Here is a 17,907-nt window from a genome sequence, read left to right as displayed (position 1 = left end):
TGGTCAGTCTTCGTCAGCATAGGGATCGTCGATCGACAGATCTCGCACGCCAATCGCAGTTTCCTGCGCTTTGGACAAGGACCAGCGCACTCTGGTGGCATAGTTCACAGCGTATCCGGTCAGCACAATTTGCTGCGCGGCGCGGGGTTTGAGCCGGGTGCCCTCAAGGTAAACCCCTGCTTCTAATGACAGATTATGCGTGCCATCGTGGCGGAACACCCAAATCTCGCCGCTCTTGAGCGCCATCGATATTGCCGCGCCGCCAAGGTCGACTGTGGCGTCGACGTCCGGGTGCAGGTGAAAGCGGATGTCGAAGGGCACCCCTTTGAGCCGGGTCGCATCCAGCACCTTATCGAAACGCTTCTTATCTGCGCCCTCTATAACCAGCAGCATATCCTCCCCAAAGAGGCCGCGCCCGTCGTCACTAAGCTCCAGCTTGCGGGCATGGGTTAGCCCATGGCTGCGCAGGTAGCTGTCATGTGCCCCTTCGAAACACAGACCGTCGGCGGCCTCCGCGATCTCCACCGGCACATTGCGCGGCCCGTCGATCAGTGCCTCCTGCCCCGTGTGCCGGTCCGGTTCGGCCAGTCGCGCGCTGGAATGGCCGACCAGCGACAGCGCGGAATGCGACGGTGTCGCCCGCCCAGCCCGGCGCCACTCCAGCCCGAAGGACGCGCCAGAGCCGCAGTTCACCACCAAGGGCCGCCGTCCTGAGGTCAGCTCAAATGCAAGGGTCGAGGCATGGGCATTGTCCGATGCCGCGCCGCGGGGCGGGGCTGCGGCATCGATAATCACGCTGGTGCGCCCCGCCGAGAGCCGGGCATAGCCCATCGCCAGCCCATCCGGTTGTCGGGTTTTCACCTTGGCCGCTGCCAGCGCGTGATCCAGCCAGCCCTCCATCCCGCGCCCGCCGCCATGGAACCGCGCCAATGCCCCGTCGGCATGCCGCAGGCTGCGCAGCGTCGGGGCGATGCGCTCAATCGCGGTCAAATGCGCCTTAGGCGCGCTGCGCCCGGCATCGCTCAACGCGGCAGCAGCCCAAGTCAGCAGCGTAAACACCGCCAGCAACTCTTCGGGATTGCGCGTCGGCAATCCGCCCTGCGCGTCAATTTGGGTGGCGCATTCGCGGGCCAGCGCTTTGATGGCAGGATCAGCGAGGTCATCCAGCCCTTCCAGCGACAGCCCGGCATAAATCAATCCGGTCAATGCCTCGAACCGCGGCAGCCCCGGCGCTGCGGCCTGCCAGCGCTTGGACAAAAAGCGGGTCTGCTGTTCGAGGGAGCGAAAGAAGGCGTCGCTTTGCTCGGCTTCGGTGCCGCGCAGCAAGAACAGCGCGTGGTTAATCCAACGGATCAGCCGCCGCCCGGTGAGCGCCGGAGTCCACCCCGGACCACGCCCCCGGCCAAAGCGTTCGATCCAGTCCCAAAGCCACGCCTGCCCCGTTGCGCGGGCGCGCGCATCCCCAACAGCCGCCAGATCATCGAGCCAAGCGAAACCATGCAGAGCGGCCGCGAAAGCATGGTCCGGGGGGGTCAGATCCCACATGGCGGTCTGCGGCTCACTCAGCAGGCTTCCCGCAAAGAGGTAGTTGCCCGCCATTAACTGCCGCCCGCGCGCAAATGAGCCGATGGTGCGCGGTTCGGGCTGGGCGACAAAGCCGGTGATCCGCCCCTGCCCGCTGGTCGCACGCCAGGCATGCCAGCGGTTCAGCAACCGCACCCTTCTGGCCATGACGCTGGAAAAGTTAATCATATCAAACTGCCTCTGACGCTCTCTTGGCGTTTGCGGGCAGCATAGCCACAAGGCCGAAGTGAGTCACCGAATTTCCCGACGGCCACCGCCAATGGGCAAGCGACAGCGCTCTTGTCATCAGCGCGGCAGCCTGCCACCAAAAACGCACCGCAAGCCGGAGGCCCAAGATGATCGCCAGCCTGATGATGTACCTGCGCCCCGAATTGGCCGAGGCGCACGCCCGCTATTGGACGCTGATCCACGCGGGGCTTGCGGCCCGCGGCATTCCTGCGCCAGAGCGCCTGCGCAACGAAGCCGAAGAATTTGCCGTCTGGAACGCCCCGGATCTGACCCTGTCCCAGACCTGCGGCATGCCCTACCGCCTGTTGCTGCATGAGCGCGTCACGCTGGTGGGCACGCCTGACTTTGGTGTCCAAGGCTGTCCGCCCGGCTATTACAACAGCGTCTTTGTGGTCCGCCGCAATGATCCCCGTGAAACAATCGCCGATTTCCGCAGGGCGCGCTTTGCCTACAACCAGAGCTTTTCGCAGTCAGGCTATGCCGCGCCCTATGCACATTGCGCGGCGCAGGGGTTTTGGTTTGAGGACCGCAGTCAGAGCCACAGTCACCGCACCTCCGCCCAAGCTGTCGCCGGAGGCCGGGCGGAGATCGCAGCACTCGACGCGGTCTCATGGCGGATGATCCAACGCTATGATGCTTTCGCCGCCGACCTGCGCGTGCTGACACGCACGACGCCGACCCCCGGCTTGCCCTATATTGCTGGCGCCAAAGCAGATCGGTCGGCGACCTTTGATGCGGTCAGTGAAGCCATCGCGGGGCTTTTACCTGAGGATGCCGAAGCGCTTGGCATCCGGGGCCTCGTCGCCATTCCGAAGGCGGCATATCTCGCCGTGCCCTCGCCCCCCAAGGGCGCGTGAGCTTTCAGCCCTTACGCAGACAGGCGATGTAGAAGCCGTCCATTCCGCCTTTGTCCGCCCAGAAATCAGGCCGCAGACGCAGCCCACCTTCTTCGGTGATCCACGCGGCCTCAACGCCCGGCAAATCCAGCGCGGCGCTGTCGACGCGCATGTCGTCGTGACGCTCCAGCGCCTCATCGACCTGCACTTCGCCTTCGTCCGGCAGCAGGCTACAGGTGCAGAACACCAGCCGCCCGCCGGGTTTGAGCAAGGACCACGCGTGGTCGATCAACTCAGACTGCAACTCGATCAGATCGCCGAATTCGGACCCGTCCTTGGCATAGGGCAGATCGGGGTGGCGGCGGATGGTCCCGGTGGCAGAGCATGGCGCGTCGAGCAGGATGGCATCGAATTCGCCCTGCACGGCGCGGGCGTCTTTGGTCAGCGTCTTGGCCTTAAGGCCTACACGGGCGAGGTTTTCCTTCACCCGCTGCATGCGCGGATGCGATTGATCCACGGCGGTCACCGTGGCCCCGGCGGCGGCGAGTTGCATCGTCTTGCCGCCCGGCGCGGCGCAGAGGTCCAGCACGGCCTCACCCGCCTGTGGCGCCAGCACCCGCACCGGGATCGCGGCGGCGGCGTCTTGGACCCACCAGTCGCCTTCGGCAAAGCCGGGCATGGTGGAGACTTGGCCCGCATCCGTTACCCGCACCGAGCCGGTGGGCAGCAGCGTGCCACCGACGGCCTCGGCCAGTGCCGCGGCATCGCCCTTGGCGGTCAGATCCAGCGGTGCGCCGGCAAAATGCGCTTGTTCCATCGCGGCGATGGCATCACTGCCCCAAGCCTCGGCCAGCGGTCCGCGCAGCCATTTCGGCAGCCGCGGCGCGCGCAGGGCGTCCCATGCTTCGGGACCTTGGGCCGCGATCTTGCGCAAGACGGCGTTGGTCAGCCCCTTAAGGTGGCTCAGCGTGCGGTGCTGCGAGACGAGGTTCACCATGGTGTTGACCACCCCATGCGCCGCCCCGCCTTGGCACAGCTCAATCGTGCCGACCCGCAGCACATTGCGCACGGTCAGTGGCGGCGCCTTCTGCAAATGTTTTTGCAAGAGCCGATCCGCCCGCTCCAAGCCGCGCAGCGTGTCTTGCGCCAACCGCTGGGCGCGGGCGCGGTCGTCAGGGGGCAGCTTGTCCAGCGCCCCCGAGGCGAGCAGTTCCGACATCAGACGCGGCTCGTCGTCCAAGATCATATCCAGCAGATATACCGCGCTTCTGCGGGCCTGTATGCCTGTGTCTGCCATGATCATGTCCTATCTACGTCTACGTCTGGGGTTGCCGGGTTGTCTGGGCCAGCGCGCGACGTATATCAAGGGAGAACTTGGCTCAAGAGGACCATGATGCCCGATCAACGCCCAATTCCCGACCCAACACCCCGTCCCGGCCCGGACCCGACCCCCAGCCCGCAGCCCGATCTGCCGCCGCAGCCCAAGCCGGGGCCAAAGCCCATGCCCGACACGCCGCATGACCCCACGCCCCAGCCCGGCCCCGACCTGCCCGCCGCCGCACAACGCGCGCTGGCCGAGGCGGCTGCGCGGCGCAAGGCCGAGGCCGATCTGGCGCTGCCGCCGGAACTGGGAGGTCGCGACGGGCCGGAGCCGGTGCGTTATGGCGATTGGGAAAAGAAGGGCATCGCGGTCGATTTCTAAGCCGCTCTGCGGGCTCACTTCAGGGTAAAGACCGCCGTTTCCCCCGCCCCCTTGTCCGAGGTAAAGCGGATGCGGTTGCCGTCACGCGCCACTTCTTGGCAGTTATAGCCCAGATCGTCGCCGCCCCAGTTGAGGCTGCGGCAGAAATAACCGCCCTCCCAGTTCCAGCTGCCTTTGACCTCCCAGACCGCGCCCTTGCCCGTTATCGCGCCGCCGGGAGTGACGCTAAGGTCGACCAAAGCGCGGGTGAGCTTCTTGCCACTGACCACAGAGACAAATTCTGCTTTGTCGGAGATGCGGGCGAATTCTGCCAGTGCAGGCGACGCCCCGAGACTAAAAAGCCCCGCAGCCAACAACGATAAGACGGTTTTCATCGGGACCTCCAGTGGCGGATTACCTCAGCACTTACGTAGCGGTCCGCCGCGAAGTTTCACGGGCGTTGGGTTTTGCCCCAAAATTTATCAGCCTTTCAGCCCCAAAACATCCAGCATGTCATATTCCCCCGGCGCTTTGCCCTGCCCCCAAAGCGCGGCTTTCAGCGCCCCCCGGGCAAAAAGCGCGCGGTCAGAGGCGACATGGCGCAGAATGATACGCTCGCCCGCGGCGGCGAACATCACGTCATGCTCCCCCACAATGTCGCCACCGCGGATCGCGGTGAACCCAATGTCGCCGGGCTTGCGCACCCCGGTGATCCCGTCGCGGCCTCGGTCCGAGACATCGGCCAGCGCCACGCCCCGCCCTTCGGCGGCGGCCTCGCCCAGCATCAAGGCGGTGCCAGATGGCGCGTCGACCTTTTGGTTGTGATGGGATTCGATGATCTCAATATCGTAGTCCACGTCCAAGGCAGCGGCGACCTGTTTGGTCAGCTGGGTCAGAAGGTTGACCCCAAGGCTCATATTCCCCGCCCGCACGATCACAGCGCCGTCTTTGGCCGCCGGGGCCAGTTGCGCAATCTCATCGTCGCTCATGCCGGTGGTGCCGATCACATGCACGATCCCGGCCTTGGCCGCCTCAGCCGCAAAAGCCAGCGTGGCCTGCGGCGCGGTGAAATCGATCACCGCCTGCACCTGACCGAAGGCTTGGGCCGCGTCATCCGTTACTGTCACGCCCAGTTCCGTACCGCCCATCGCGGTGCCGACATCCTGCCCGATCCATTCATGCCCCGGGCGTTCCACGGCGGCGGCCAGATGCATTTTGTCGCTCTCCGTGATCTCGCGGATCAGCATTTGGCCCATGCGGCCAGAGGCGCCGGTGACGGCAATGCCGGGGGTCTCGTTCATAGTCGTTCTCCTGCGGTTCTGGCCGTGATTGGCCTTGCGGGTTTAGCCCGTCGCGGAGCGCTTGGCAAAGTGCAACCGAAGCCTTAGATGGGGGTCATGGCAAAGAACAAGTTTCATGAGGGCGCAGGCCCGTCGCAACGACAACTCCGGGTGGGCGAAACCGTCCGCCGCGCGCTGTCTGATGTCCTCGCACGCGGTGACGTGCATGACACCGACCTCAATCGGCTATCAATCACAGTGGGCGAGGTACGCATTTCGCCGGACCTCAAGATCGCCACGGCCTATGTGCTGCCGCTGGGCGGCGAAGGTCAGGACGAGGTGCTCAAGCTGCTGGCACGCAATAAGAACGAGTTGCGGCGTCAGGTAGCGAAAAAGTTGACGCTGAAGTTTTCCCCCGATCTGCGCTTCCAACTGGATCGGACATTCGACCGGATGGATGACACGCGCCGGATGCTGAACCAAGATGTGGTGCGCCGCGATGCAGATGCGCCTGAAGACGACGCCACAGACGGCGCGCCGGACCAGTGATCCGGGCGGCCCTGATTGCATTCGCGCTTTTCGCGCTGAAAGGCGCGCCTGCGGGTGCTGCCGAATGCCGGAACCTGACCTTTGATGGCAGTTCCTACACCATATGCGAAGTTGACATGGACCGCGACGACCTGCGGCTCTTTCTAAACGACGACGCTGGTGCGCCCTATGGCTTCTTCGGCTCGCTGGACGAAGCGCTGAAGGCTGAAGGGCTGCGGCTCGGCTTTGCGATGAACGCGGGCATGTACCACGAGGACCGCTCTCCGGTTGGGCATTACGTCGAAGAAGGTGTCGAGACACGCGGCGTGATCAGCAACCCCGGGCCGGGCAATTTTGGCTTGCTGCCGAACGGGGTCTTTTGTCTGCGCGAGGGTCGGGCGGATGTGATCGAGACCAAGCGGTATCTTGAGAAAAAACCGGACTGCCGCTTTGCCACGCAATCTGGCCCGATGCTGGTGATCGACGGTGCGCTGCACCCGCGTTTTCTGCCGGACAGTACGTCGCGCTATATCCGCAACGGGGTGGGCACCTCGGCTGATGGCAAACGCGCGGTCTTTGCGATTTCCAATGATATCGTGACCTTCCACGAGTTTGGCCGCCTGTTCCGTGATGAGCTAAAGATGCCCAATGCGCTGTATTTCGACGGCAATATCTCACGCCTGCGCGCCCCCAACCTGCGTCGCAGCGGTGCGGGGTTCACCATGCTAGGCCCGATTATCGGCGTTGTCACGCCGTCAAAGTGACGTTTTCCCCGCTTCGGGGCTGGGCAGCGGCGCGCGGCTCGGTTAGAGGGCGACGCTACAAAAGCGAAGAGGCATGACATGGGACGCAAACGCAAGGGTCGCGATATTTCTGGCTGGCTGGTGGTGGACAAACCCGCCGGGCCGACCTCGACCGCCGTGGTCAACAAGGTGCGTTGGGCGCTGGAGGCCAAAAAGGCGGGCCACGCTGGCACGCTCGATCCCGAAGCCACTGGCGTCTTGGCCATCGCCTTGGGCGAGGCCACCAAGACGGTTCCCTATATCACTGACGCGCTCAAAGCCTATGAGTTCACTGTGCGCCTGGGCATCGCGACCAACACCGATGACGCCGAAGGCGAGGTGATCGGCACGTCCGATCTGCGCCCCGATGATGCGGCGATCAAAGACGTGCTGAGCGGTTTCATCGGCGACATCCAGCAGGTGCCGCCGCAGTTCTCTGCCGTGAAGATCGACGGCCAACGCGCCTATAAACGCGCCCGCGACGGCGAAGAGATGGACATCGCCGCACGCCCGCTTTGGGTGGAAAGCCTGCTGCTGGTCGACCGCCCCGATGCCGACCATGTCACGCTAGAAATGGTCTGTGGCAAGGGCGGCTATGTCCGCTCTATCGCCCGCGATTTGGGGCAAAAGCTAGGGTGCCTTGGCCATGTCCGCGAGTTGCGCCGCACATGGTCTGGCCCGTTTGAGGTCAAAGACGCGCTGACCCTGGCCCAGATCGACGAAATGGCCCGCACCCCGGAGCTCGACACCCATCTGCTGCCGCTGGCCGAAGGCTTGGCGGAACTACCCGAGGTCAAAGCCACGCCCGAAGGTGCCAGCCGCTTGCGCAATGGCAACCCCGGCATGGTGATCGCCCATGACGTGGAATATGGCGAAGAATGCTGGGCTTCACTCGATGGCCAGCCGGTCGCCGTGGGCCGCTTCAAGGCGGGCGAGTTGCACCCCAGCCGGGTGTTCAACCTCTCGACGGACAAGACCGAAGGCTGAATGGCCCTCATCACCCGCAGCCACACCAAGGGCGACGCCCCCTCGACCGCGGTCTATTCGGGCTGCGAGCAGTACCGCTACAGCCTGACGCGGGTCTGGGACAGCGCGGCGCCGCGGGTGCTATTCGTTATGCTCAACCCCTCCACCGCGACCGAGGTGCAAAACGACCCCACGGTGGAGCGGTGCGAGCGTCGGGCGCGGGTGCTGGGGTTTGGCGGCTTTCGGGTGACCAATATCTTTGCATGGCGCGCCACCGATCCCCGCGATATGCGCGCTGCTGCGGACCCGATTGGCCCCGACAATGACGCAACCCTTGACGACGGGGCCGATTGGGCCGACCGGATTATCGCCGCTTGGGGCGTGCATGGAGCGCACCAAGACAGGGGCGCAGCCGTCGCGGCGCGGCTCGCGCGGGGGTCGAAACCGCTCTACCATCTGGGTCTGTCAAAGGCCGGGCATCCGAAGCATCCGCTCTACCTACCCTACACCCAACAGCCCATCCTCTGGCAGCCGGAAACGGCTGGCCCAGACGGCGCGCGTTAACCAATTCCCCGCTATTCCTTTGCTTTACGCGCCCGCGCATGCCCTTCTGGGGCGGAATGGTGTGTGGGGCATCACGTTATGCACGGTGGGTATTCGGATGTTGTGGCTGGCTGGAATGATGGGTCTGATGGCGGTCGGCGCTGTCACCTATGTAGAAATCGGCGCTGTCGCGACGGACGAAGAGGACGCGCTCCCCGAAAGCACCGGTTCTGGCACCCCGCCCCCTGACATCCCATTAACCAACCCCGGTGACATCTTATCTGGCTCCGAAGAAGACGAGCAGCTGACCGGCGGCGACGGCGACGACCAACTGGGCGGATATGAAGGCGAGGACGCGCTTTCTGGCGGTGATGGCCACGATGATCTGCACGGCCATGAGGGCAACGACACGCTACAAGGCGATGGCGGCGGCGACAGCCTGCACGGCCATGACGGTGACGATGATCTGTTTGGCGGCGATGGGGACGATACGCTCGCGGGCCATAACGATGACGATATTCTGCAAGGCGGCGCAGGGAATGACGCGCTCCAAGGCTCGGCGGGCGATGACCTATTGTACGGCGGTGCGGGGGACGACGCCCTTCTGGGCGGGCTTGGCGACGACGCTATTGACGGAGGTCACGGCGCGGACAGTCTCTTCGGCGGCTGGGGCGATGACACCCTCAGCGGGCTCGAGGACGATGAGGGCATCGAAGAAGAAGATGTGCGCGATTACCTGAACGGCGGCGGCGGGGATGACCTGATTGTCGCAGGCGCGCAAGATATTGTGACCGCGGGCGAAGGTGTAGACCAGATTGTGCTCGGAGACTGGCTTGCCGCAGGCGCTGCGACAGAGATTATGGACTACGATGCCGAAGACGACACGCTGCTCTTTGTCTGGGATGACAGCGCGGAGGCGAATGCAGAACCGTCCCTCTCGATCCTGCCCGACCCCCTGCAACCGGGACAAACGCTGGTGATGCTGGATGAGGCGATCATCGCACGGGTGGCTGGCGACAACGTTTTGCTAAGCGACATTTCTTTGGTCCCGCTTAGCGCCGCTTTTGATCTCGGCCTTGCGGCCTAAGCACGCCGAAAAGCAAATCTCCCTTTGCCAAGCACCTCAATTCCTCCTATACGCCCCCATCGCCTGCTGATTCCGTCAGCGGGAGATATCTCCATGGGCCTGAGCTGGACGACATCCCGGCCTGCGCCATCCCTTTAAACTCTTTTCGAAAGGAGACCCCGATGTCGATTACTGCTGAAGAAAAAGCAAAAGTCATGAAAGATTTCGGCACCAAAGAAGGCGACACAGGTTCGCCCGAAGTACAGGTTGCCATTCTGACCTCGCGCATCGTCACGCTGACCGAGCACTTCAAGACCCACAAAAAAGACAACCACGGCCGCCGTGGTCTTTTGAAAATGGTCGCGACGCGCCGCAAGCTGCTGGATTACGTTAAGGCCAAAGATGAGTCCCGTTATCAGGACCTCATCAAGCGTCTGGGCCTGCGCCGCTAAGCGCATGCTCTCCGGGTTTCCCGGGTGCAAGACTGCTGAAACCTCCCGGCCCGCGCCGGGAGGTTTTTTTTATGCGGCCCTCGTATTTAAGAGGGATGCCGCCAGTGCTGGCGATGTCCAGACAGAACCCTTCCCATTTGCCCTAAAAACCTGTATGCCCGCGCAATCTGAAATCCGGCGCGCGGACTCCTGCGCCTGACAAAGAAGATACCGGAGTCAGGGGCAATACGGCCCCTATGCAATGGCCAATGGGCCAAAAAGGAAACGTAGATGTTTAATGTAACGAAAAAATCGATCCAGTGGGGCGAAGAGACGCTGACACTGGAAACCGGTAAGGTTGCCCGTCAGGCGGACGGGTCGGTGATTGCCACGCTGGGGGAAACCAGCGTTATGGCCAACGTGACGTATGCTCGTCAGCAAAAGCCGGGCCAGGACTTCTTCCCCCTGACCGTGCACTACCAAGAGAAATACTATGCCGCCGGTAAAGTACCGGGTGGCTTCTTCAAGCGTGAGGCCCGCCCCACCGAGAAAGAAACCCTGACCGCGCGTCTGATCGACCGTCCGATCCGCCCGCTCTTTGTCCCCGGCTTCAAAAACGAAGTTCTGGTGATGTGTACCGTGCTGAGCCACGATCTGGTCAACGACCCCGACATGGTCGCCATGATCGCCGCTTCCGCCGCACTGACCATCTCCGGCGCGCCGTTCCGTGGCCCGATTGCTGGCTGCCGCGTGGGCTATGAGGATGGCGACTACATCCTGAACCCAACGATCGACGACATGCAGGACCTGCGCCTGAACCCCGAGCAGCGCCTCGATCTGGTTGTCGCCGGCACCAAAGACGCCGTGATGATGGTCGAATCCGAAGCCTATGAGCTGTCGGAAGAGGAAATGCTGGGTGCCGTTAAGTTCGCCCACGAGCAGATCCAGCCGGTCATCGACCTGATCATCGATCTGGCCGAAGACGCTGCGAAAGAGCCTTTCGACTTCCAGCCCGACGATTACTCGGACCTGTCGGCTGCCGTCAAAGCCGCTGGTGAAGACGAAATGCGCGCAGCCTTTGCCATCGCCGACAAGCAAGAGCGCACCGCCGCCGTTGCCGCTGCCCGCGAGACGATCAAAGGCAAGCTCAGCGAAGAGCAGCTTGAGGACAAGAACCTCGGTTCCGCGATGAAAGGCCTTGAGGCCAGCATCCTGCGCGGTGACGTGGTGAAAACCGGCAAGCGTATCGACGGTCGTCGCACCGACGAAATCCGCGACATCGTGGCGGAAACCGGCATCCTGCCGCGGACCCACGGCTCGGCGCTCTTCACCCGTGGTGAAACCCAAGGTCTCGTTGTGACCACGCTGGGCACCGGCGACGATGAGCAGTTCATCGACGCGTTGCACGGCAACTTCAAATCGAACTTCCTGCTGCACTACAACTTCCCTCCCTACTCGGTTGGTGAAGTTGGTCGCGTGGGCCCTCCCGGCCGTCGTGAAGTCGGCCACGGTAAGCTCGCTTGGCGTGCCCTGCAGGCGGTTCTGCCTGCGGCGACAGACTTCCCCTACACCATCCGTCTCGTGTCCGAGATCACCGAATCCAATGGCTCTTCGTCGATGGCATCGGTCTGCGGTGGCTCGCTGTCCATGATGGACGCAGGCGTGCCGCTGAAATCGGCTGTGGCCGGTGTGGCAATGGGTCTGATCCTCGAAGACGACGGCTCCTACGCGATCCTGTCGGACATCCTGGGTGACGAAGACCACCTCGGCGACATGGACTTCAAAGTGGCCGGTACCGAAGCGGGGATCACGTCCTTGCAGATGGACATCAAGGTCGCCGGCATCACGCCCGAGATCATGGAAAAAGCCTTGGCTCAGGCCAAAGAAGGCCGGATCCATATCCTTGGCGAGATGAACAAAGCGATCTCGGGTGCGGCTGACTTCTCCGTGCACGCCCCGCGCATCGAGACCATGCAGATCCCCACCGACAAGATCCGTGAAGTGATCGGTTCCGGCGGCAAGGTGATCCGCGAGATCGTCGAAGTCTCCGGCGCCAAGGTCGACATCAACGACGAAGGCATCATCAAGATCGCAAGCCCGAACGGCGAGGCCATCAAAAAGGCCTATGACATGATCTATTCGATCGTGGCAGAGCCCGAAGAAGGCGCCGTCTATACCGGCACCGTGGTCAAGATCGTCGATTTCGGCGCCTTCGTGAACTTCTTTGGCAAGCGCGACGGGCTGGTGCACGTATCCCAGATCGAAAACCGCCGCCTGAACCACCCTTCGGATGTTCTGAAGGAAGGTCAGGAAGTGAAAGTGAAGCTCTTGGGCTTTGACGATCGCGGCAAGGTGCGCCTGTCGATGAAAGTTGTCGATCAGGAAACTGGCGAAGAGATCAAGAAAGAGGAAGCGGCAGAAGGCTAACGCCCTGCCCTACCTTTGAAAGGAAAGGCCCCTGCGCTTCGGCGCGGGGGCCTTTTTTATCGATATGGCCCCCGCCAGCGCAGGCCCGCCTCCGAACCGCTGGCGAGCCGTTCAACATTCAGCTTTGTCCATCAGCCCGCTGGCCCTATGTTTCTCGCATAAATACGCAATTTATTTAGACCGAGGACGCCATGACCCTGATGAACCGTAGAGCCATACTCAGCACCGGAGCAGCCGTGCTGTTCACCGGCCCTGCATTCGCCGCGGCCACTCCGGCGAAACATCAGGCACGTATCGTCAAAACCCGCGGTGGTTTCGCGCCGCATGAAATCCATGTCGACCCCGGCCAATTCGCTCTTTATTGGACCCTACCCGATGGCCGTGCGATCCGCTATCCGGTGGGCATCGGAGCCGCTGATCGCTATGCCGCCGGCGTGTTTCGAGTGGGACGCCAAGCTGCGTGGCCGCGCTGGACGCCGACAAAGAACATGATCCGCCGCGAGCCCCATCTTTATGCAAAACATGCCGCAGGGATGCCGGGCGGTCCGGGCAATCCGCTGGGCGCACATGCGCTCTATCTCTACAGGGGGAGCCGGGACACACTGCTGCGCATCCATGGCACACCCGACCCCCGCGGCATTGGTCAGGCCATCTCTAACGGCTGTGTGCGAATGCTAAACGCGCATGTTGTCGATCTGGCCAAGCGGGTGCCCAATGGCACTCGGGTGGTGCTGCACTGAAGCTTGGTCAGAACCTTTGACAGGGCCACCCACTCAGGCGGCCCTGTCAAGACCGAGAGGTCGAATTACGCCTTCAGCTTGGTCTTGCGCAGATAGGGTAGGACCGCGTCAAAGTCACCAAACTTGGCCTTCGCGTCTTCGTCCGATACGGTCGGCGGAATGATCACATCTTCGCCCACCTGCCAATCAGCCGGAGTCGCCACGCCGTTTTTCGCCGCGGTCTGCAACCCGTCCAAAGCACGCAGCACCTCAGCAAAGTTACGGCCCACATTCATTGGATAGGTCATGCTGAGCTTAAGCTGCTTGTCCGGTCCGATGATAAACACCGAACGCACCGTGGCGCTGTCATTTGGCGTGCGGCCATCGGGCATATAGGCCTCGGCGGGCAGCATGTCGAAAGCCTTGGAGACTTCCAGACCGCCATCCGCGATGATCGGGAAACCGGCCTTGGTGCCCGCGACTTTCTCGATATCACCCTTCCATTTCTTATGCTCTTCAACGCCATCAACGCTGACGCCAATCACCTTGGTGCCACGCTTTTCCCATTCGTCCGACAGGCGGGCGACGGCGCCAAATTCGGTGGTGCAGACCGGGGTAAAATCCTTTGGATGGGAAAACAGGATCGCCCAATTGTCACCGACAAACTCATGCAGCGAAAAGCTGCCCTGATCGGTTTCGACGGTGAGATCGGGAATGGTGTCGTTAATGCGCAAGCCCATGGTATCCTCCGGGTTATTCTGTGAACGATGCATTAGACGTAATATCTCCCTCGCCCCGTTTCATCCCCCTTTCGCCACCGGCGCGGGAAAGCGCGCCGAATAAGTCCGCCGTTCCTTTACATAGGCGGCAGCTAGGGTTTTATTCCGGCGCAAGCACAGCAAGGCAAAGGCCCGTTCAGATGATCTATTCCCGCCTGCACGGCAGACTGGGCAACCAGATGTTCCAATACGCTGCCGGAGCGGCGCTGGCGCGTCGAGTGGGTGTGCCGCTGGCGCTCGATTGGCGCCGGGCGGATGCGAAGGGCGAAGGGCGGCTAACCGATATTTTTGATCTGCCGGTTGCGAAACCTGAACGGATGCCGCCGGGGCAAGACGCCCGCCCGCTCGCCTATGCTGCTTGGCGTCTGCTGGGGCGCAGACCAAAGTTCCGGCGCGAGAAGGGGCTGGGCTACAACCCGGCCTTTGAGACATGGGGCGACGAGATTTACTTGCACGGCTACTGGCAGAGCCAGCGCTATTTCGAAAACATCCGCGACCATCTGCATGAGGTCTTTACCGTGGTGCCCCCGATGTCGCCCGCCAATGCCGAGATGGCGGCGCGTATCGCATCAGTCCCATCGGTCGCGCTGCATGTGCGCCGGGGTGACTACGTGGCGCTCGGGGCGACGGCGGCATGCGATCAGGCCTATTACGACAGGGCCTTGGCTGCGGTGGCAGACGGGTTAGGCCAGCCCCCCACGGTCTTTGTGTTCTCTGACGATCCCAATTGGGCGCGGGACAATCTGGAGGTGCCGTTTGAAAAGGTCATCGTCGACCTGAACGGTCCCGATACGGCCCATGAAGACATGCGCCTGATGTCGCTGTGTCAGCACAACATCATTGCCAATTCGACCTTTAGCTGGTGGTCGGCATGGCTCAACACCACCCCCGGCAAACGGGTCGTGGCCCCTACGCGTTGGGTTCTGAACGCCGATCAGCACAACCCGGATATCCTGCCCGAAGACTGGATCGCGGTTTAAAAGGGGGCTTTGGCCCGCACCTTGACCGACTTACCGCCCTGCGGGTGGTTAAAGCGCAGTTCCTCGGAATGCAGCATCAAGCGCGGGAAATCGCGCGCGGGGCCAGTGGCGTAGAAGGGGTCGCCCAAAATCGGATGGCCGAGCGCCAGCATATGCACCCGCAGCTGATGGCTCCGGCCGGTCTTGGGGAATAGCCGCACCCGCGAGGTTTCACCATCGCTTTTGATCAACTTCCAATCGGTCTGCGCGGGCTTGCCGGTCTCATGGCAGACCATCTGCAATGGACGGTTTGGCCAATCAACAATCAACGGCAGATCAACGGTGCCGCTCTTCTCCGCAGGCTTGCCCCAAACGCGGGCGACATAGGTTTTCCGGGTCATGCGTTTCTCGAATTGCAGGCCAAGGTGGCGCTGCGCATAGGGTGTCATGGCAAAAATCATCACGCCCGAGGTGTCCCGGTCCAGCCGGTGCACCAGCAGCGCCTCAGGAAACACCGCCTGCACCCGCGCCAGCAGGCAATCGGCCAAATGCTCGCCCTTGCCCGGCACGCTCAGCAGGCCAGAGGGTTTGTCGACAAGCAGAACTTCGGCATCTTCATGCAAGATCACCAGCGGGTCCTGCGGCGGGGTATATGCGCTATCCATGCGCTCCCTTTGCAGAAGTGGCGCGCCGGTTCAAGTCAACCGCGGGCCGCAGGCGTGGAACTGAAACCCAAGAGCAGGCCGTAAATCACAAAGCAAACCGCCATGACCCGGCGAAACCAGACATTGAAGACAGCACCCAAGGCCGCGCGGCCAATGCCTGCGCCGAGGGCAGTGAAACCGGTGTAGCTACAGGCTGTCAAAAACAGTGCCGTGGGCATGATGACGGTCATTTGGCTCCAGATCGGCACATCGGGTTGGACGAACTGCGAAAACGCAGCGAGGTAGCCCGCCACGGATTTCGGATTGATGGTCGCAATGGCAAAGGCGCGCAGGAAGATGGACGTTGCCGGGCGGTCTTGCACTACCGGCGGCCTGCGGGCGAGCAGCCACCCCCGGATGCCGAGGTAAATCAAAAAACCCGCGCCGATGAGCTTGGCCACGAAAAACCCGGTGGGAGAGGCCGCGATCAGCGCGGTAATGCCAAGCGCTGACAGCAAAAGAAACAGCGTCGCTTGCGTGAGGATTGCCAAAACACCCGGCAAGGCGCGGCGGAAGCCCAAGGTCATGCCGTTTGAGATGCAATTGACGGCATTCGGTCCCGGCGTGGTCACGAAGACCAGCCAAAACAACGCAAAGACGAGCCAAGCCTCAAAACTCATGGGACGGCAGCAAAACTGTCTTTCAAGATCGCGCTGAGCGCATCGGCGTCCGTCTGGGTAAAGGCGTCGGGCTGGTTGCTGTCGATGTCAAACACGCCCAAGAGCCGCCCCGCGCCGTTCCAGACCGGCAGAACCAGTTCCGACCGTGTCGAGGATGCGCAGGCGATATGGCCGGGGAAGGCATCGACGTCCGCGACCAGTTGCACCTCACCCGTACGCGCCGCCGCGCCACAGACGCCGCGGGAAAAGGGGATCACCAGACAGCCATGGCCGCCTTGGTAGGGGCCGATCTTGAGCAATTCGGGCGCGGTGACGCGGTAGAAACCGGTCCAGTCGAAACGGTCGTCTGCGTGATGCACTTCGCAGGCGACGGTTGCCATAAGGGCAACGGCGTCGTCTTCGCCTTCGGTCAGGGCGGCGATGGTTTTGGCGAGTGTTTGGTAGTCAACGGTCATGGGGGTCTCATGTTGCGGGCGTGGTCGGGGGGCTGTCTGCCCCCCGGACCCCCCGAAAGGTATTTGGGGCCAAAAAGAGTTTAGGGGCGCTCAATCGCGATGGCGGTGCCTTCGCCGCCGCCGATGCAGATGGCGGCCACGCCGCGTTTCAGCCCGCGTTTTTCGAGCGCGTTCAGCAGGGTCACCATGATCCGTGCGCCTGAGGCGCCGATGGGGTGGCCAAGCGCGCAGGCGCCGCCGTTTACGTTTACAATGTCATGGGACAGGCCCATTTCATGCATGAAGGCCAGCGGAACGACGGCAAAGGCTTCGTTGACTTCCCAGAGGTCCACGTCCTCCTTCTTCCAGCCGATCCGCTCCAGCAGCTTTTGCGCGGCGGGCACGGGTGCGGTGGTGAACAGGCCGGGGGCTTGGGCGTGACTGGCGTGGCCGACGATGCGGGCGCGGATGGTCTGGACGTTGGCCTTGGCCGTGTCTTCATCCGACAGCACCAATGCTGCGGCGCCGTCAGAGATGGATGAGGAGTTGGCCGCTGTGACGGTGCCGCCATCGCGGAAGGCGGGTTTGAGCTGCGGGATTTTCTCAGGCCGGGCGCTGGCGGGTTGTTCGTCGGAACTGACTTTTGTGCTGCCCTTGCGGGAGGTCACTTCGATCGGGGCGATCTCATCGGCGAAAGCACCGCTTTCCTGAGCTTCAATCGCACGCGAGAGCGAGGCCAGCGCGTAGTCGTCCTGCGTCTCGCGAGTGAATTGGAAACGCTCGGCGCAGTCCTCGGCAAAGGTGCCCATAAGGCGGCCTTTGTCATAGGCGTCTTCCAGACCGTCGAGGAACATATGGTCGATCACCTGACCATGCCCGAGCCGCGCGCCGCCGCGCATTTTGGGCAGGACATAGGGCGCGTTGGTCATGCTTTCCATGCCGCCCGCGACCATTACGTCGGTCTGGCCGAGGGCGATCTGGTCAAAGGCCATCATCGCCGCTTTCATGCCCGAGCCGCACATTTTGTTGAGCGTCGTGGCGGGGACGTCCTCGCCCAGACCGGCCTTGAACCCGGCCTGACGGGCGGGCGCTTGGCCTTGGCCTGCGGGCAGGACACAGCCCATCAGCAGTTCTTGCACCTTTGAGGGCTCCAAGCCGTTCAACGCGGCTTTGATGGCGCTGCCGCCCAGTTCGGCGGCGGTAAGACTGCCGAAAGCTCCTTGAAAACCACCCATCGGGGTTCTTGCGGCACCGGTTATCACGACATTGCGCATCATCGTCTCCCTAAGCTGTCCCGCATACCTCTTGGTAAGGATTTGCGGTTAATCACGTCTGGAACA

20 protein-coding genes are annotated in these 17,907 nt (G+C 62.7%); 11 read left to right on the top strand and 9 right to left on the bottom strand.

The annotated features are described in order from the left end of the window. Positions 1 to 3: 3 nt before the first annotated feature. The gene (locus BLS57_RS15615) at positions 4 to 1,752 is read right to left on the bottom strand and encodes a heparinase II/III family protein (RefSeq protein WP_244153705.1); all 1,749 of its coding nucleotides are present in this window, start codon (positions 1,750 to 1,752) and stop codon (positions 4 to 6) included. Between the two features lie 167 nt (positions 1,753 to 1,919). On the opposite strand from BLS57_RS15615, the gene BLS57_RS15610 reads away from it, so the two are divergent. Further along, positions 1,920 to 2,669, top strand: coding sequence for a phosphate/phosphite/phosphonate ABC transporter substrate-binding protein (locus BLS57_RS15610; RefSeq protein WP_093743644.1), 750 nt, complete (start codon positions 1,920 to 1,922; stop codon positions 2,667 to 2,669). Between the two features lie 4 nt (positions 2,670 to 2,673). Here the strand turns inward: BLS57_RS15610 and BLS57_RS15605 are convergent, their stop codons facing one another. Next, the gene (locus tag BLS57_RS15605) at positions 2,674 to 3,945 is read right to left on the bottom strand and encodes an RsmB/NOP family class I SAM-dependent RNA methyltransferase (protein ID WP_093743697.1); all 1,272 of its coding nucleotides are present in this window, start codon (positions 3,943 to 3,945) and stop codon (positions 2,674 to 2,676) included. Between the two features lie 204 nt (positions 3,946 to 4,149). On the opposite strand from BLS57_RS15605, the gene BLS57_RS20090 reads away from it, so the two are divergent. Further along, entirely contained in the window at positions 4,150 to 4,350 is a 201-nt protein-coding gene (locus tag BLS57_RS20090) for a DUF1674 domain-containing protein (protein WP_093743696.1), read from the top strand. A gap of 14 nt (positions 4,351 to 4,364) precedes the next feature. Here the strand turns inward: BLS57_RS20090 and BLS57_RS15595 are convergent, their stop codons facing one another. Then, entirely contained in the window at positions 4,365 to 4,724 is a 360-nt protein-coding gene (locus BLS57_RS15595) for a dihydrodipicolinate reductase (protein ID WP_093743643.1), read from the bottom strand. Positions 4,725 to 4,811: 87 nt separating this feature from the next. Continuing rightward, a complete protein-coding gene (dapB, locus tag BLS57_RS15590) occupies positions 4,812 to 5,630 on the bottom strand; it encodes a 4-hydroxy-tetrahydrodipicolinate reductase (protein ID WP_093743642.1) in 819 nt (272 codons plus the stop codon). A 96-nt stretch (positions 5,631 to 5,726) separates the two neighbouring features. Between dapB and rbfA the strand changes: the two genes are divergently transcribed. The 8 genes from rbfA (at position 5,727) to BLS57_RS15550 (ending at position 13,092) form a co-directional block, all read left to right on the top strand. Then, on the top strand, positions 5,727 to 6,158 hold the full coding sequence (rbfA, locus tag BLS57_RS15585) for a 30S ribosome-binding factor RbfA (protein WP_093743641.1): 432 nt from the start codon (positions 5,727 to 5,729) through the stop codon (positions 6,156 to 6,158). Beyond that, on the top strand, positions 6,155 to 6,901 hold the full coding sequence (locus tag BLS57_RS15580; RefSeq protein WP_208597587.1) for a phosphodiester glycosidase family protein: 747 nt from the start codon (positions 6,155 to 6,157) through the stop codon (positions 6,899 to 6,901). Before rbfA ends, BLS57_RS15580 begins: the two co-directional genes overlap by 4 nt. 78 nt (positions 6,902 to 6,979) lie before the next feature. Further along, the gene (gene truB, locus BLS57_RS15575) at positions 6,980 to 7,906 is read left to right on the top strand and encodes a tRNA pseudouridine(55) synthase TruB (RefSeq protein ID WP_093743640.1); all 927 of its coding nucleotides are present in this window, start codon (positions 6,980 to 6,982) and stop codon (positions 7,904 to 7,906) included. Beyond that, positions 7,907 to 8,449 (top strand): DUF1643 domain-containing protein, encoded by a 543-nt coding sequence (locus BLS57_RS15570; RefSeq protein ID WP_093743639.1) that lies wholly within the window; start codon positions 7,907 to 7,909, stop codon positions 8,447 to 8,449. 127 nt (positions 8,450 to 8,576) lie between these two features. Next, positions 8,577 to 9,515 (top strand): calcium-binding protein, encoded by a 939-nt coding sequence (locus BLS57_RS15565; RefSeq protein WP_244153703.1) that lies wholly within the window; start codon positions 8,577 to 8,579, stop codon positions 9,513 to 9,515. A 161-nt stretch (positions 9,516 to 9,676) separates the two neighbouring features. Then, positions 9,677 to 9,946, top strand: a complete 270-nt coding sequence (gene rpsO, locus BLS57_RS15560) for a 30S ribosomal protein S15 (RefSeq protein WP_067624299.1) — start codon at positions 9,677 to 9,679, stop codon at positions 9,944 to 9,946. 270 nt (positions 9,947 to 10,216) lie between these two features. Continuing rightward, complete coding sequence (gene pnp / locus BLS57_RS15555; protein ID WP_093743637.1) at positions 10,217 to 12,352, top strand: polyribonucleotide nucleotidyltransferase; 2,136 nt, start codon at positions 10,217 to 10,219, stop codon at positions 12,350 to 12,352. 191 nt (positions 12,353 to 12,543) lie between these two features. After that, positions 12,544 to 13,092, top strand: a complete 549-nt coding sequence (locus tag BLS57_RS15550) for a L,D-transpeptidase (protein ID WP_093743636.1) — start codon at positions 12,544 to 12,546, stop codon at positions 13,090 to 13,092. 65 nt (positions 13,093 to 13,157) lie between these two features. Here BLS57_RS15550 and BLS57_RS15545 read toward each other — a convergent pair whose 3' ends face one another. After that, on the bottom strand, positions 13,158 to 13,811 hold the full coding sequence (locus tag BLS57_RS15545; protein WP_093743694.1) for a peroxiredoxin: 654 nt from the start codon (positions 13,809 to 13,811) through the stop codon (positions 13,158 to 13,160). Between the two features lie 179 nt (positions 13,812 to 13,990). On the opposite strand from BLS57_RS15545, the gene BLS57_RS15540 reads away from it, so the two are divergent. After that, complete coding sequence (locus BLS57_RS15540) at positions 13,991 to 14,830, top strand: alpha-1,2-fucosyltransferase (protein WP_093743635.1); 840 nt, start codon at positions 13,991 to 13,993, stop codon at positions 14,828 to 14,830. Here BLS57_RS15540 and BLS57_RS15535 read toward each other — a convergent pair. The 4 genes from BLS57_RS15535 to BLS57_RS15520 all read right to left on the bottom strand — a co-directional run bounded on the left by BLS57_RS15535 (position 14,827) and on the right by BLS57_RS15520 (position 17,841). Beyond that, on the bottom strand, positions 14,827 to 15,474 hold the full coding sequence (locus BLS57_RS15535; protein ID WP_093743634.1) for an RluA family pseudouridine synthase: 648 nt from the start codon (positions 15,472 to 15,474) through the stop codon (positions 14,827 to 14,829). The two genes, BLS57_RS15540 and BLS57_RS15535, sit on opposite strands and share 4 nt — an antisense overlap. A gap of 35 nt (positions 15,475 to 15,509) precedes the next feature. Next, on the bottom strand, positions 15,510 to 16,133 hold the full coding sequence (locus BLS57_RS15530; protein ID WP_093743633.1) for a LysE family translocator: 624 nt from the start codon (positions 16,131 to 16,133) through the stop codon (positions 15,510 to 15,512). Beyond that, positions 16,130 to 16,588: a GAF domain-containing protein gene (locus BLS57_RS15525; RefSeq protein WP_093743632.1), complete on the bottom strand. Its 459-nt coding sequence runs from the start codon at positions 16,586 to 16,588 to the stop codon at positions 16,130 to 16,132. Before BLS57_RS15525 ends, BLS57_RS15530 begins: the two co-directional genes overlap by 4 nt. An 80-nt stretch (positions 16,589 to 16,668) precedes the next feature. Then, complete coding sequence (locus BLS57_RS15520) at positions 16,669 to 17,841, bottom strand: thiolase family protein (protein ID WP_093743693.1); 1,173 nt, start codon at positions 17,839 to 17,841, stop codon at positions 16,669 to 16,671. Positions 17,842 to 17,907: the final 66 nt, after the last annotated feature.

It is taken from the genome of Sulfitobacter delicatus (genome assembly GCF_900102535.1).
Taxonomy (GTDB): domain Bacteria; phylum Pseudomonadota; class Alphaproteobacteria; order Rhodobacterales; family Rhodobacteraceae; genus Sulfitobacter; species Sulfitobacter delicatus.
The sequence above is the reverse complement of the archived record's forward strand: the minus strand, read 5'-3'. Positions and strand labels throughout refer to the sequence as shown.